This window comes from Streptomyces javensis (assembly GCF_039525925.1).
Lineage (GTDB): Bacteria > Actinomycetota > Actinomycetes > Streptomycetales > Streptomycetaceae > Streptomyces > Streptomyces asiaticus.
On sequence record NZ_BAAAIF010000003.1, the window covers coordinates 278,884 to 291,499 of the forward strand.

The following is a 12,616-nucleotide window of genomic DNA, read 5'->3' on the forward strand; positions in this document are numbered from 1 at the left end:
GCGCAAGAGCGGAGACGCGCCCCGGGCCCGGCCCGGGCGGCGGATTTCTCGGCCGGACCCGGAACCCGGATCCCGGCGGCGGTGTAGTGAAGGCAGGGGACGGCCTGACGCCGCCGCCCGGATCCGGTGCACAGACCCGACGAGTACCACCAGCACGACGAGTACCACCAGCACGACAGCGCAACAGCGCAACAGCGCAACAGCACGGCGCGCGCGACCAGTGCGCCGGGCGATATGAGCGACACGAGCAACGCGCCGAGCAGGACGAGCGACACGGCGACACCCGAGCGGGAGCGAAACGCGGCATGACGACCACAGGAGCAGGAGCAGGCGGGGGAGCGGGACTGCGGGCCCGGATCCACACCCGCGACGGCTGGGCGGTCCAGCACGCGGTGCTGACCGTCACCGATATGACGGGCGCCCAGGTGCTGCGCGCGCAGGCCGACCCGGACGGCGCCGTGCGGACCCACGAGCCGCTGCCGCCGGGGCCGTACACGATCATCGCCACCGCGGTCGGCTACGCCCCGGTCGCCTCCACGGCGATCGTCACGGCCTCCGGGCGGGCCGACGTGGGCACGGTGGTCCTGGCGCGCCAGGGCGGGGTGGAGCTTCCGCCGCCCGGGGCGTGGACGATCGACCCGGCGCATTCGACGGTGGCCGCGGTCGCCCAGCACCTGGGGATCTCCAGCGTCCACGGCCGGTTCACGGAGTTCAGCGGGCGGATCGAGGTCGCCGAGGACATCGAGAAGTCACGCGTCGAGGCGGTCATGCGGGCCGCCAGCATCGACACCGGAAACGCCATGCGGGACGGCCATCTGAAGTCGCCCGACTTCCTCAATGTGGAGGAGTTCCCGGAGCTGACGTACCGGAGCACGCATCTGAGCGCGGCCGGGGCCGACCGCTGGACGGTCCATGGCGAGCTGTCGATGCACGGCGTGGTCCGGGACGTGGACCTGGACCTGACGTACCTGGGCACCGGCCCCGACCCCTGGGGCGGGGTGCGGGCGGCCTTCCGGGCCGTCGCCGAGCTGCGCCGCGAGGACTTCGCGATGAACTACAACCAGGTGGTCGCGACGGGCATCGCGGCGATCGGCACGACCCTGCGGGTGGAGCTGGACATACAGGCGGTGCAGGGCGAGGAGCTCCCCACGGCCTGACGCCCGGCCCGCCCGCCGCCGCGCGCTATCGCTCTCTCAGGGCTTCGATACCGGCGATCGCGAGGTCCAGGGCGAAGGCGAAGTCGCGGTCCTGCATCTCCTGGACCGTGCCGCCGCCCCGAGCTTCCATGATCTTCCGCGCCTCGTCGAACTCCATACGGTCCTCGACGGTGCCCATCATCTCGTGGAACAGCTCCTCCTGGGTGACTCCCGCCGCCCGGCAGCGGGCGGCGAAGCGGCCCTCGATCGTGCCGAAGCCGTAGACGAACTCATAGACGAGGGCCAGCGCGCTGGTGATCCTGTCGTCCGGCAGTCCGCTGTTGCGCATCACGGCCAGCGCGGCGTGCTGGAAGACCACCGCGTTGGGCCCGATGTTGAGATACTCCCCCAGCAGCGCCGACAGCCAGGGATGGCGGACCAGCACCCGCCGGTACTCGGAGGCGACCTGGCGCAGCTGCTCACGCCAGTCCCGCGGCTCGGCCGGGGCGTGCTCGAGGCCCTCGACGGGGCCGACGGCCTCGATGGGCAGCGCTATCTCGCCCATGGCCGCGTCGAGGGCGAGTTCGAGCAGATGGTCCTTGGTCTCCACGTACCAGTAGACCGACATGGCGGTCACCCCGAGCTCCGCCGCGAGCCGTCGCATCGAGAAGCCCGAGAGCCCCTCGGCGTCCAGCAGCCGCATCGTCGCCGCGACGATCTTCAGATGGTCGAGCCCGACGGGCTGCTGGTCGCCCTTGCGCTTGGGGGTTTTGCGTTCGGAGAGCCAGACGCTGGACCGCGGGCGGACGGTGCGGCTGCCGGTTGCCATGGCGGCGCCTCTCTTTCTCCGATGCGCTGGCGCCACATATGTCCCGACCCGGGCACGCGGCACCTCACTACCTGAAGATGCTATGCCGCCGGGGCCTCCTGTGAAGATCGTTCGGCCCTGCTGAGCAGCAGCGCGGCCAGCACTCCACCCGCCAGCACGGCCGCCGCGCCGACCAGCTGGCTGGTCTCCACACCCGAGGCGAAGGCGTCCTCGACGGCCTTGCGGTCCTCGGGCGTACGGGCCGCGGCGAGGGCGGCCGGAAGCGAGCCCGCTCCGGTGGCGACCGCGGGCAGCAGCGAGCCGAAGCGGGAGTTGAGCACGGCGCCCAGGACGGCGACCCCGAGCCCGTTGCCGCATTCGGTGAGCGTGCCGTTGACCCCCGCGCCCACCCCCGCCTTCTCCGGCGGAATGGCCGACATGATGGCGTTCGCCATCGCGGGCATGGCCAGCGCGATACCGGCCCCCATCACCACCAGCCCGAAGAGCATTCCGCCATAGCCATGCGCGCCGAGCGTCGCGATGGCGGCGAGACCGGCCGCGAGCAGCACCATCCCGCCGACGATCGTCACCGGGGTCCCGAGCTTGGGCAGCAGCCGCGCCCCGACACCGGTGAGATTGAGCGCGACGATCACCAGCGCGAGCGGCGCGGTGCGCAGCCCCGCGTCCAGCGCGTCATAGCCGAGCACGAACTGTAGGTGCTGGGTCAGCAGGAAGAGCGAACCGCCCATCCCGAAGGCCACCAGGATGCCGCCCGCCACCGCGCCCACGAACCGGCGGTCGCGGAAGAAGTGCATGTCCAGCATCGGATGCGGGACATGACGCTCCCACAGCGCGAAGCCGGTCATCACGGTGATGCCGATGAAGGCCGACAGCAGCACCCGGCTGGAGGTCCAGCCGTGCTCCGGTCCGGAGATGATCGCGAAGACGATGCCGGTCATGCCGACCGTGGACAGCAGCGCGCCGAGCAGATCGGGGCGGTCGCTGGTCGGCGCCTTCGACTCCGGCACCATCCAGACCACGGCCACCAGCCCGAGCAGCGCCACCGGGATATTGATCAGGAAGATCGAGCCCCACCAGAAGTGCTCCAGCAGCGAGCCGCCGATCAGCGGTCCCGCGGCGAAGCCGAGCGAGCTGACCGCACCCCACAGCCCGATGGCCTTGGCCCGTTCGCCCTCGTCGAAGACCTGCACCACGACCGCGAGCGTCGTGGTCATCAGCAGCGCCCCGCCGATGCCCATGCCCGCGCGGGCGGCGATCAGCTGGCCGGGGTTCTGCGCCATCGACGCCGCGAACGAGCCGATGCCGAACACGGCGAGCCCGGCGGCCAGCAGCTTCTTCCGCCCATAGCGGTCGGCGGCGCTGCCCGCGGTGAGCAGCAGACCCGACTGGACCAGCGAATAGGCGTTGATCATCCACTGGATGTCGGCCGTGCGGGCATCCATCTCCCGGGCCAGGGAGGGGACCGCCACATTGAGGATCGTGTTGTCCAGCAACACGGTGAGCTGGGCGAGGCAGATCACGGCGAGGATCAGCCAGCGCTGGGGATGGCCGCCCGGGGACTGATCGGGTGGCGCGGAGGCGGTGTCGGCGGTCGAGACCGTCATGAGAACTCCAGACAGGGTCTTCTACGGTGTATGACGATGTGCTGGGTCTTACACCGTACAAGTACCGCTGTACGGCGTACAGCGAATGAGGTGCGCGCGTCGCATACGCGTACGGGCCGGTGGTCGCGGGGGTGAACCCGCGACCACCGGCCCGTACCTACGGGGCTCCGGCGTCAGTCGGAGGACTTCGAGGTCTTGGCCGCCTTCTGGGTCAGGTCATAGAGCGTGGCGCTGCCCACGGTGACCTTCTTGTAGGTGGCCTCGATCCAGGAGGTGATCTGGGACGAGGTCCCCTGGCCGCCGCCCGGCCCACCGCCCATACCGGTGCCCGAGGAGATGAAGTAGTGGATCCTGCCCTGCTTCACATACTCCTTGAACTGGGCGAGCGTCGGGGACGGGTCGCTGCCATTGAAGCCGCCGATGGCCATCACGGGCTTCTCGGTGGCGAGTTGGTAGCTCGCGGCGTTCTGGGAGCCGATCGCCGCGGCCGCCCAGGTGTAGTCGTCGGCGTTCCTCGCCAGCTTCGCCTCCACGTCGGCGTCGACCTGCTGACCGTCGAGCAGTCCGCCCATGCCGCCGCCACGGCGACCGCCTTCGCCCATGCCGCCGCCGGGCAGCATGCCCGGACGGCCGTTCTGCCCCTGGCCGCCCTGGGCGTTGCCCGTGCCGTTCCGCGGGGACTGGCCGCCGCCCGGGAAGCCACCGCCGGGGAAGCCGTTCTGGCCGCCACCCGGCTGACCGCCGCCGGTGCCACCCCCCGGCATGCCCTGCGGACCGCCCTGGCCCTGCGGGCTCTGACCACCCTGCTGATTGCCTTGACCCTGGCCCTGCCCCTGCTGCCCCTGCTGGCCCGCGCCCTGGCGGCCGTTCGACATCCCCGGCGGACCGCCCCGGCCGCCGCCCGGGAAGCCGCCGCCGGGGCCGCCCATACCGCCCGCCACCGACGGACCGGCCGTCACGATGGAGCCGTGCTTGGGGGTTTCCACCGTGTTGAGCGTGTACGCGACCGGTCCGGCCAGCCCCGCCGCGAGGCCGAGGCCCGCCGCGGCCAGCGCCGCCCTCCGGCCCAGACGCGCCGTCAGCAGCAGCCCGGCCGCCGCCGCGAGCCCGCCGATCAGCACCGCCCAGCGCAGCCAGGGGTGCCAGTCCGACGACCGCCCGAGCAGGACGTACGACATGTACGCGGTGACCGCGACCGTGCCGGCCAGTACCGCAGAGGCCGCCGCCCCAGCCCGGCCGCCCTCGCTCCGCCGCTCCCACAGCAGGGCCGCGCCCATGCCCACGAGCGCCGCGATGTAGGGCGCCAGGGCGATGTTGTAGTACTGGTGGAAGATCCCGGACATGAAGCTGAAGGTGGCGAAGGTCATCAGCAGCGCCCCGCCCCACACCAGGAAGGCCGCGCGCCGGGTGTCGGTGCGCCTCGCCCGCCAGGTCAGCCAGATCCCCGCCGCCAGCAGGAGGAACGCCGCGGGCAGCAGCCAGGCGATCTGACCGCCCATGTCGGAACCGAAGAGCCGGTCGATCCCGGTGTCGCCCCACCTGCCGCCGCCACCGCCGCCGCCCGGGCCGCCTCCGCCGACGCTGCCGGTCTCATCGCCGTTGATCCGGCCCAGACCGTTGTAGCCGAAGGTCAGCTCCAGGAAGCTGTTGTGCTGCGAACCGCCGATGTACGGGCGCGAGGACGCCGGCCACAGCTCGACGATCGCGACCCACCAGCCGCCGGAGACCACCATCGCGAGCCCCGCGAGCAGCAGCTGGCCGATCCGCCGGCCGAACTTCGCCGGGGCGCACACCACGTACACCACCGCGAGCGGCGGCAGAATCAGCCACGCCTGAAGCGTCTTGGTGAGGAAGCCGAGGCCGAAGCAGACCCCGGCCAGCACCAGCCACTTGGTGCGCGCGTCCTCCAGGGCACGCAGCACGCAGTAGACGGCCGAGACCATCAGCAGGCACAGCAGCGCGTCGGGGTTGTTGAAACGGAACATCAGCGCCGCGACCGGGGTCACCGCGAGCGCCGCGCCCGCGATAAGCCCGGCGGCCGCGCCGAACCTGCGCCGTACGGCCGCGTACAGCACCCCGACCGTCGCGACGCCCATCAGCGCCTCGGGGGCGAGGACCGCCCAGGAGGAGAGGCCGAAGAGCCGTACCGACAGGGCCATCGGCCACAGTGCGGCCGGGGGCTTGTCGACGGTGATGGAGTTCGCGGCGTCGGAGGAGCCGAAGAAGAACGCCTTCCAGCTCTCGCTCCCCGCCTGGACGGCGGCCGAGTAGAACTGGTTGGCGTAGCCGGACGCGCCCAGGCTCCACAGATAGAGCACGGTGGTGGCGGCCAGCAGGGCCCACAGGGCGGGGCGCGCCCAGCGCGGGTCCTCCGGCCGTCCTCGCCAGGCCCGCGCCAGGCGCGAGCCGCCCGGCGCCCGCTGCTCCGGCCGGGGAGCGGCGGCGGGGACCGGCGGCGGCCCGGCTTCGCGGGTGCCGTAGTCGTAGGTGGTCATCGATCGGTCCTCGGGTCGTGGTCGGTCGTGGCCCCGCTGTCCGACGGGAAGACCCAGGCCCGGAAGAGCAGGAAGCGCAGAACGGTGGCGGCGAGGTTCGCCGCGATCAGCACGGCCAGTTCGGTGCCGTGCGCTGCGGTGCCGGGGACGGCGTCCAGGGCGGCGAGGGAGCCGCTGGTCAGCACGAGGCCGATGCCGAAGACGACCAGCCCCTGAGCCTGGTGGCGCATCGCGCGGTCCCGGCCGCGTACGCCGAAGGTGAGCCTCCGGTTGGCCGCGGTGTTGCCGAGCGCCGACAGCAGCAGCGCCAGCGCGTTGGCCACCTGCGGTCCGGTGCCCATCCGGAAGAGGGAGTACAGCAGCAGATAGACCAGCGTGCTCAGCGCGCCGACCACACAGAACCCGACCAGCTGGCGGGCCAGGCCCCTCGGCACCCCGCTCAGCTCCCGGTCGCGCGGATCGTCGCCGAACGGACGGCGCACCCGGTCCAGCGGCAGCGCACCGGTGGCCAGCGCGCGCCCCACCCGCCACACCCCCCTGAGGTCCTCCGTGGCCGTCCTCACGATGTGGACCGTGCTGTTGGGGTCGTCCACCCAGTCCACCGGCACCTCGTGGATGCGCAGCCCGGCCCGCTCGGCCAGCACCAGCATCTCGGTGTCGAAGAACCACCCGGTGTCCTCGACCAGCGGCAGCAGCCGCTCCGCGACGTCCTTACGGATCGCCTTGAATCCGCACTGGGCGTCGGAGAAGCGGGCGGCCAGGCTGCCGCGCAGGATCAGGTTGTAGGCCCGCGAGATGAACTCGCGCTTGGGCCCGCGCACCACCCGTGAGCTGCGGGACAGCCGCGATCCGATCGCCAGGTCGGAGTGCCCGGAGATCAGCGGGGCCACCAGCGGCAGCAGCGCCTTGAGGTCCGTGGACAGATCGACGTCCATATAGGCGAGCACGGGCGCCTCGGACAGCGACCACACGGTGCGCAGCGCCCGCCCGCGCCCCTTCTGCTCCAGCCGGACCGCCGTCACCTCCCCGATGCTCTCGTCCAGGTAGGCCGCGAGGTCGGGGGTGCGGTCCGTACTGGCGTTGTCGGCGATGGTGATCCGGAAGCCGTACGGGAAGGTGCGGGCCAGATGGTCGTGGAGCCGTCGTACGCACCGCTCGAGGTCCGCTTCCTCGTTGTAGACGGGGATGACGACGTCCAGCACCGGACGGCCGCGGACGACCGTCACCGGCCCGCGCACGGGCAAGGTTTGGAGAGGTGTCTCGGGCGGAGCCCCGAGAGGGGTGTCGGTTCGCATGGGGTCGACAGTCGCGAGCCGCGCTGTCACGGCTGTGTGGTCAGCCTGTGGCCTGCCTGTGAGTCCGTCACGCCCTGGTGAACGACCCGGTGCACGGGCAGGTGGACGCCGAACACGGTGCGCCCGGGCACGCTCTCCACCGTCACCTGCCCGTCGTGCGCGGCCACGACCGCGTGCACGATGGCCAGGCCGAGCCCCGTGCTGCCCGCGGCGCGGGAGCGCGAGGCGTCACCGCGCGCGAACCGCTCGAAGACATGCGGCAGCAGCTCGGGCGGGATACCGGGACCGTCGTCCTCGATCTCCAGCGAGACGTACGAGGGCGGCTGCGGGGGGCCGAAGGCCCCGGCGGCGCGGGCGGCCGCGTGCGGGGAGCCGTAGGGCGGGGCGTAGGTCTGGGCGTGCGGCTGGGCCTGGGGCTGGACGTACGGCTGGGGCTGGGGCTGGACGTACAGCTGGGGCTGGACGTACGGCTGGGGCTGGACGTGGGCCTGGGGCTGGACGTGGGCCTGGGGCTGGACGTGGGCCTGGGGCTGGGCGTGGAGTTGGGCCTGGGGCTGGGCGTGCCGCGAACCGCGCCCCTTACGGTGGCCGTGGGAGGACACCCCGTACGGCATCCCATAGGAGAGCCCGTACGGCGCCAGATACGGCGAGGGGTACGGCGACGCCTGCGGCCCGCCCCACAGCACCCGCGCCGTGACCGTGGTGCCGACCGGGGTGTGCGTCCGCGCGTTGGCGAGGAGGTTGACCAGCACCTGGCGCAGCCGGGCGTCGTCGCCGTGGACGACCGCCGGTTCATCGGGCAGCTCCAGCCGCCACTCGTGGTCGGAGCCGACCGCCCGCGCGTCGCTGACCGCGTCCACGACCAGCGGGGACAGATCGACCTCCGCGCACTCCAGCGGCCGTCCCGCGTCCAGCCGGGCCAGCAGCAGCAGATCCTCGACCAGCCCGGTCATCCGCCCGGCCTCGGACTCGACCCGGCCGAGGGCATGCCGGGTGTCGGGCCCGATCTCCTCCCGGCCGCGCCGGGTCAGCTCGGCGTAGCCGCGGATCGAGGCGAGCGGCGTACGGAGCTCATGGCTGGCGTCGGCGACGAACTGCCGCACCCGCGTCTCGCTCTCCTGGCGGGCCGCGAGCGCCGACTCCACATGGCCGAGCATGCGGTTGAGCGCCGCGCCCACCTGGCCCACTTCGGTGCGCGGATCGGCCTCCGACGCCGGGACGCGCTCGCGCAGCGCCACCTCGCCGCTGTGCAGGGGGAGTTCCGAGACCCGGGTCGCGGTCGCGGCCACCCGGCGCAGCGGGCGCAGCGAGATGCCGACCATCGCGGCCCCGGCGATCCCGGCCGCGACCAGCCCGGCCGCGGTGACACAGACCTCCACGAGGATGAGGGTGTTGACCGTCTCCTGGGTCTGGTCGAGCGGGAAGGCGAGGATGATGCCGCCCTCCCGGTGGTCCGACTGGGCCACGGCCCGATAGCCGCCGAGGCCGGGCAGATCGATGGTGTGCACGTCTCCGTCCAGGGGGACGGCGGCGATCGCCTTCTGCTGACCGCTGGTCAGGGGGTCCACCCGGCTCTCGGCGTCGACCTCGTTCGTCATGGGCGAGTCATTGCTCTTGCCGGACATGGAGATCTCGCCGTTCTGGCCGAACCGCGCCCCGACCGTGCCGATGGGCTGGCCGGGCGAGGCGACGAAGAGCACATCGTCCCGGGGGAGTCCGCCCCCCGGACCCGGCTTGTTCAGGAACCGCCCGACGGACGCGCGCAGATCGTCGTCCACCTGGCCCTGGAGGTACGACTGTAGGGCGAGGGTGGTGACCGTACCGATCACCGCGCAGACCACCGCGATCAGCGCGACGGCCGAGACGACCAGACGGGTGCGCAGGGACCAGGGACGGCGCCCGGCCCGCGGAGTGCGCCCGGCCCGCTGAGTGCGCCCGGCTCGTTGAGCGGCCCCGGCCCGCTGGGTGGTCCCCGCCCGCTGGGTGGTCCCCGCCCGCTGGGCGGCCCCGGCCCGCTGGGCGCGTCCCGCCCGCTGAGCGCGCCGGGCGTGCGCGCGCCCCTGCGCCGCTCCCGCGCCCAGGGGCGGCTGAGAGGCGCCCAGGAGCGGCTGGGAGGCACCGGGCATACCGGCAGTACCGGCAGTACCGGCAGTACCGGCAGTACCGGTGGCATCGGGCCCCTCGGGGACGCCGGGCGCCGCGGAGGCGCCGGCCGGCTCAGGGCCCCGGGGCGGCCGGGGCGGGGGGTGCGCCACGGTCTCTACTCCCCCGGCTTGATCAGATACCCGGCGCCCCGCCGGGTGTGGATCATCGGACTGCGCCCCGCGTCGATCTTGCGCCGCAGATACGAGATGTACAGCTCGACGACGTTGGCCTGGCCGCCGAAGTCGTAGCTCCAGACCCGGTCGAGGATCTGCGCCTTGCTGAGCACCCGGCGCGGATTGCGCATGAGATAGCGCAGCAGCTCGAACTCGGTCGCGGTGAGATGGATCTCCTGTCCCCCGCGCGACACCTCATGGCTGTCCTCGTCCAGGATCAGATCGCCGACGGCCAGCACCGACTCGCTGCGCGCGGCCGCCGCCCCCGACCTGCGCAGCAGCCCACGCAGCCGGGCGACGACCTCCTCCAGGCTGAACGGCTTGGTGACGTAGTCGTCGCCGCCCGCCGTCAGCCCCGCGATCCGGTCCTCCACCGCGTCCCGCGCGGTCAGGAACAGCACCGGGACATCGGGCTGTTCGCGGCGCAGCCGCCCCAGCACAGCGAGCCCGTCCATATCGGGCAGCATGATGTCCAGGACCACCGCGTCCGGGCGCAGCTCACGGGTGACCCGGATCGCCTCCGCGCCGTCACCCGCGGTACGCACCTCCCACCCCTCGTAGCGCAGGGCCATCGACAGCAGATCGGCGAGCGCCGACTCGTCGTCCACAACCAGCACCCGGACGGGGCTCCCGTCGGGGCGCAGCAGCTCGGTACGCCCATGAGGCGAGGTCGGCATCATGGCCTCCACCCTCGGAGCGGGCCCTGAGAGGTCCCTTTCGGCTGCCTGTGAATTACCTGAGAATCCTGTGGAGGCGGGGACGGGACCGGCCGGGAGGCGAAACGGCGGCCCCGGGGCGCGGAACAGCCGCGGTGACCACGGAATAACCGGAAGGGCTCTCCGGCTTCCCCCTGTATGACTTCTCGTCCCGCACTTGGCAAGATCGGCATCTGGACCGCGGCCCTGAAGACGGACTTCGCCCCATCGGAGCAGATCGGCGAGGCGGTGGCCGAGCTGGACGAACTGGGGTACGGCGCCGTCTGGCTCGGGGGCAGCCCCAGCCCGGATCAGGCCGGAGTCCTGCTGGACGCCACCTCCCGGATCACCGTCGCGACCGGAATCCTGAGCATCTGGGACCACGAGGCGGCCTACGTCGCCGAGCGGCACACCGCGCTCAACGCGGCTCACGACGGCCGCTTCCTCCTCGGCCTCGGCGTGAGCCACAGCGCGCTCGCCGGTGAGCGCTACCAGCGCCCGTACACGGCGATGAAGGAGTACCTGACCGCGCTGGACTCCGCCCCGACCCCGGTCCCCGCCGCCCAGCGGGTCCTGGCCGCCCTCGGCCCCAAGATGCTCGAGCTGTCCCGCGACCGCGCGGCCGGCGCGCATCCGTACCTCGTCACCCCGGAGCACACCGCCGAGGCCCGCGACGTCCTGGGCAAGGAGGCCGTGCTCGCGCCGGAGCTGAAGGTCGTCCTCGACACGGACCTGGACCGCGCCCGCGCCACCGCCCGCGACTACCTCGGCCGCTACCTGGCGCTGCCCAACTACACCAACAACTTCAAGCGGCTGGGCTTCGAGGACGCGGACTTCGCGGACGGCGGCAGCGACCGTCTTCTCTCCGCGATGTACGCCCTCGGCGACGCGGAGGCGATCCGGGCGCGCGTGGACGAGTTCCTGGCCGCGGGCGCGGACCACCTCGCGATCCAGGTGGTGAGCGACGACCAGGCGCTCCCCCGCGAGCAGTGGCGCACGCTGGCCGAGGCGCTGCCGCTGGACAAGAGCTGACCGATCCGCTCAGCCCCCTCGCCCGGCGCCGACGCAAGCGCCGGGCGAGCCCCGTCTCCAGACGGCGCTCCATCCGCACCGGACGCATCTGGAGCGACCGGCAACCCGTCATATCCCGAACAGCCGCGCCGCGTTCCCGTAACACACCCCGCGCAGCCACTCCTCGTCCTGCCCGACCCGCGTCAGCGCGTCCAGCGCATGCCGGTATCCGTACGGGATGTTGGGGAAGTCGCTCCCGAACAGCACCCGGTCCCCCAGGGCGGCCAGCCGTCCCTGCTCCGACCGCGGAAACGGCCACTGGCGCTCGGTGAAGTCGGTGAAGGCCATCGTGGTGTCCAGGTGGACCTCCTGGTACCGCTCCGCGAGCCCCAGGAAGTCCGCGTACTCCGGCAGCCCCATATGCGCGATGATCAGGCGCAGCCGGGGATGACGGGCCAGCACCCGCCCCACCGGCTCCGGTCCGGTGTACTTGCCCGGGTGGGGACCCGAACCGCAGTGGATGACGACCGGCGTCCCGCTCTCGGCGAGCACGCCCCACACCGGGTCGAGCAGCGCGTCGCCCGGATCGTACGCCCCCACCTGCACATGGGCCTTGAACACCCGCGCCCCGCCCTCGAGCGCCGCGCGCACGTACCCCTCCACACCGGGTTCGGGGAAGAGGGTCGCGGTGTGCAGGCAGTCGGGCGTACGGGCGGCGAACTCGGCCGCCCAGCCGTTCAGCCAGCGCGCCATGTCGGGCTTGTGGGGGTAGAGCATCGAGGTGAAGGCCCGCACCCCGAACGCCCTTAGCGTCGCGAGGCGTTCGTCCTCCTCCTCGCGGTAGGTGATGTGCCAGCGGGGCTCGACGGCGTCGAAGAAGGCCCAGACCTTGTCCAGTACGCGCTGGGGCATGAAGTGGGTGTGCACATCGATGAGTCCGGGCAGCCCGAGGTCCTGCCAGAACCGCTGCACCGACACCACGGCGGGATCGTCCATGCCGATCACGGTAGTTGCCCCGGGCGTATTGCTACAGCCTCGTCTCAAGCTCTCCCCTCGAGTTGATCACAGCCTCGACCAGTGGTTTTGTCACGCCCATGATGATCTGCGACAGCAAGATCACCACAACGGGAACCGAGAGGGTGAACTGACGCTCCGTGCCCGGCGTATCCAGCTACGGCAGTCACCGCCCGCTCGGTCGTCACCGCTTGCTCGGTCGTCACCACCCGCTCGGTC

General features: G+C 72.4%; 10 protein-coding genes. 3 read left to right on the forward strand and 7 right to left on the reverse strand.

Annotated elements, in window-relative coordinates; all coding sequences use genetic code 11:
- Positions 1-126 precede the first annotated feature (126 nt).
- The gene (locus tag ABD329_RS05370; protein WP_198278514.1) at positions 127-309 is read left to right on the forward strand and encodes a hypothetical protein; all 183 of its coding nucleotides are present in this window, start codon (positions 127-129) and stop codon (positions 307-309) included.
- Positions 306-1,157 (forward strand): YceI family protein, encoded by an 852-nt coding sequence (locus tag ABD329_RS05375; protein WP_198278515.1) that lies wholly within the window; start codon positions 306-308, stop codon positions 1,155-1,157. The genes ABD329_RS05370 and ABD329_RS05375 overlap by 4 nt, the downstream gene beginning before the upstream one ends.
- A 25-nt stretch (positions 1,158-1,182) precedes the next feature.
- Here the strand turns inward: ABD329_RS05375 and ABD329_RS05380 are convergent, their stop codons facing one another.
- The 6 genes from ABD329_RS05380 to ABD329_RS05405 all read right to left on the reverse strand — a co-directional run bounded on the left by ABD329_RS05380 (position 1,183) and on the right by ABD329_RS05405 (position 10,357).
- Positions 1,183-1,965: a TetR/AcrR family transcriptional regulator gene (locus ABD329_RS05380; protein ID WP_198278516.1), complete on the reverse strand. Its 783-nt coding sequence runs from the start codon at positions 1,963-1,965 to the stop codon at positions 1,183-1,185.
- A gap of 80 nt (positions 1,966-2,045) precedes the next feature.
- Positions 2,046-3,569 carry an MFS transporter gene (locus tag ABD329_RS05385; RefSeq protein ID WP_198278517.1) on the reverse strand — a complete coding sequence of 508 codons (1,524 nt, stop codon included), beginning with the start codon at positions 3,567-3,569 and terminating at the stop codon, positions 2,046-2,048.
- A 173-nt stretch (positions 3,570-3,742) separates the two neighbouring features.
- Positions 3,743-6,064, reverse strand: coding sequence for an ArnT family glycosyltransferase (locus ABD329_RS05390; RefSeq protein WP_198278518.1), 2,322 nt, complete (start codon positions 6,062-6,064; stop codon positions 3,743-3,745).
- Positions 6,061-7,359, reverse strand: a complete 1,299-nt coding sequence (locus tag ABD329_RS05395) for a bifunctional glycosyltransferase family 2/GtrA family protein (protein ID WP_198278519.1) — start codon at positions 7,357-7,359, stop codon at positions 6,061-6,063. The genes ABD329_RS05390 and ABD329_RS05395 overlap by 4 nt, the downstream gene beginning before the upstream one ends.
- Before the next feature lie 26 nt (positions 7,360-7,385).
- The gene (locus ABD329_RS05400; protein WP_344316022.1) at positions 7,386-9,485 is read right to left on the reverse strand and encodes a sensor histidine kinase; all 2,100 of its coding nucleotides are present in this window, start codon (positions 9,483-9,485) and stop codon (positions 7,386-7,388) included.
- 134 nt (positions 9,486-9,619) lie between these two features.
- Entirely contained in the window at positions 9,620-10,357 is a 738-nt protein-coding gene (locus tag ABD329_RS05405) for a response regulator transcription factor (RefSeq protein ID WP_246618616.1), read from the reverse strand.
- Positions 10,358-10,531: 174 nt separating this feature from the next.
- On the opposite strand from ABD329_RS05405, the gene ABD329_RS05410 reads away from it, so the two are divergent.
- Entirely contained in the window at positions 10,532-11,404 is an 873-nt protein-coding gene (locus ABD329_RS05410; RefSeq protein ID WP_198278345.1) for an LLM class F420-dependent oxidoreductase, read from the forward strand.
- Positions 11,405-11,512: 108 nt separating this feature from the next.
- Here the strand turns inward: ABD329_RS05410 and ABD329_RS05415 are convergent, their stop codons facing one another.
- A complete protein-coding gene (locus ABD329_RS05415; protein ID WP_198278346.1) occupies positions 11,513-12,379 on the reverse strand; it encodes an amidohydrolase family protein in 867 nt (288 codons plus the stop codon).
- Positions 12,380-12,616: the final 237 nt, after the last annotated feature.

Coding starts and splice junctions, on each gene's coding strand:
- ABD329_RS05375 (WP_198278515.1), top strand. CDS start 306: ATGACGACCACAGGAGCAGGAGCAGGCGGGGGAGCGGGACTGCGGGCC.
- ABD329_RS05380 (WP_198278516.1), bottom strand. CDS start 1,965: ATGGCAACCGGCAGCCGCACCGTCCGCCCGCGGTCCAGCGTCTGGCTC.
- ABD329_RS05385 (WP_198278517.1), bottom strand. CDS start 3,569: ATGACGGTCTCGACCGCCGACACCGCCTCCGCGCCACCCGATCAGTCC.
- ABD329_RS05390 (WP_198278518.1), bottom strand. CDS start 6,064: ATGACCACCTACGACTACGGCACCCGCGAAGCCGGGCCGCCGCCGGTC.
- ABD329_RS05395 (WP_198278519.1), bottom strand. CDS start 7,359: ATGCGAACCGACACCCCTCTCGGGGCTCCGCCCGAGACACCTCTCCAA.
- ABD329_RS05400 (WP_344316022.1), bottom strand. CDS start 9,485: ATGCCCGGTGCCTCCCAGCCGCTCCTGGGCGCCTCTCAGCCGCCCCTG.
- ABD329_RS05405 (WP_246618616.1), bottom strand. CDS start 10,357: ATGATGCCGACCTCGCCTCATGGGCGTACCGAGCTGCTGCGCCCCGAC.
- ABD329_RS05410 (WP_198278345.1), top strand. CDS start 10,532: ATGACTTCTCGTCCCGCACTTGGCAAGATCGGCATCTGGACCGCGGCC.
- ABD329_RS05415 (WP_198278346.1), bottom strand. CDS start 12,379: ATGGACGATCCCGCCGTGGTGTCGGTGCAGCGGTTCTGGCAGGACCTC.